Origin of the sequence: Micromonospora sp. NPDC047465 (genome assembly GCF_040643125.1) — a bacterium.
In the GTDB taxonomy this organism is placed as follows: Bacteria; Actinomycetota; Actinomycetes; order Mycobacteriales; family Micromonosporaceae; genus Micromonospora.
Window position 1 is genome coordinate 1 of sequence record NZ_JBEYTP010000125.1, and the last position, 1,607, is coordinate 1,607.

Consider the following 1,607-nt stretch of genomic DNA (forward strand, 5'->3'; position numbering starts at 1 on the left):
GCTGTTTTCGGGTCCCTTCGGGGCGCCGCGCATGCGGGAAAATCGAGGTGGTCGCCCGCCGACGTCGGTGCTTTCATGGCGCAGGTGAGGCCGTCAAGCTGTTTGACGCTGGGAGCCGCTTCGAGGGGCTGCGCATTGTTGCTACGAGCACGAGGGTCCGACTCTTCATCTTCCCCGCCGGCTCCCGCGGGTGACCTTTTCCCCGTCCCGACCCCCGTGGGAGAGCGTCATGGAAGAGGTCGACGAGCAGGAGTTACACGTCGAGCGGGTGGCCGCACTCGATCTGGGTAAGGCGGTGTTGGAGGCGTGCGTGCGGGTGCCGCACGAGTCCAGGCCGGGCCGGCGCATGCAGGAGGTACGCGGCTTTGCCACCACCACCTCGGCGCTGCTGCAGATGGCGGACTGGTTGCGCCGCTGGGGCGTCACCCGGGTTGTCATGGAGTCCACCAGCGACTACTGGAAGGGTGTCTACTATCTGCTCGAGGCCGAGGGCTTCGAGTGCTGGCTGGTCAACGCCCGCGACGTGAAGAACGTGCCCGGGCGGGCCAAGACTGATAAGGCCGACGCCGTGTGGTTGGCCAAGGTCGCCGAGCGGGGCATGTGCCGGCCGTCGCTGGTGCATCCCAAACCCATCCGGGAGCTGCGTAACCTGACCCGCTACCGGCGTTCGCTCATCCGCGACCGCACGCGGGAGATGCAGCGGGTGGAGAAACTGCTCGAAGACGCCCAGATCAAGATCACCTCCGTGGTGAGCGACGTGTTTGGGGTATCCGGGCGGCTGATACTCCAGGCACTCATCGATGGACAGCGCGACCCGACGGTCCTCGCTCAGATGGCCAGGGGCCGGCTGCGTGTCAAGATCGCGCAGCTGCAGGAGGCGCTGCGGGGGTTCTTCACCGATCACCACGCCACCATCCTGGCGATGATGCTGGACAACATCGACCGGCTCAGCGCCCAGATCGCCGCGTTGGACACCAGGATCACCGAGGCGGTCGCCCCGTTCGCCCGTCAGGTGGAGCAACTGAGTGAGATCACCGCAGTTGGCCCCACCGCTGCGCAGGAACTGATCGCCGAGGTGGGCGTAGACATGAGCCGCTTCCCCTCCGACGCGCACCTGGTGTCATGGGCCAAGTTCTGCCCGCAGACCCACGAGTCCGCGGGAAAGAGGAAGAACAAGGGCCGAGCAAAAGGCAGCCCGTGGCTGGCCGCTACCTTGGGCAATATCGCCGGCAGCGCGTGCCGCACCAACACCTTCCTCGGCGCACGACACCGACGCATCGCCAAACGTCGCGGCAAACAGAAAGCGACCGTGGCCACCGGCAACGCGGTCCTGGTTATCGTCTACCACCTGCTGTCCGACCCTGCCGTCCGGTTCCGCGACCTCGGCGCCGACCATTTCGACACGCGCATCGACAAACAGCGCAGGGCCCGCAACCTCGCCACGCAACTCCAGGCCGTCACCGGTCAAAAGATCACCATCCAGGACGGCAAGGCCATCATCGCCGAACCCGAAGCCGCCTGACTCAGCCGCCCAAACCCGGCTCCGCTGCGCTGCGCCGGGTGCTGGCGCCTGCCCACTCACCATTGGATTTTCGGGTCTGACAGTG

General features: G+C 66.4%; 1 protein-coding gene. It reads left to right on the forward strand.

The window, feature by feature from the left end; translation table 11 throughout:
* Positions 1–229: 229 nt before the first annotated feature.
* A complete protein-coding gene (locus ABZ793_RS34645) occupies positions 230–1,522 on the forward strand; it encodes an IS110 family transposase (protein ID WP_357465215.1) in 1,293 nt (430 codons plus the stop codon).
* Positions 1,523–1,607: the final 85 nt, after the last annotated feature.

Coding starts and splice junctions, on each gene's coding strand:
- ABZ793_RS34645 (WP_357465215.1), top strand. CDS start 230: ATGGAAGAGGTCGACGAGCAGGAGTTACACGTCGAGCGGGTGGCCGCA.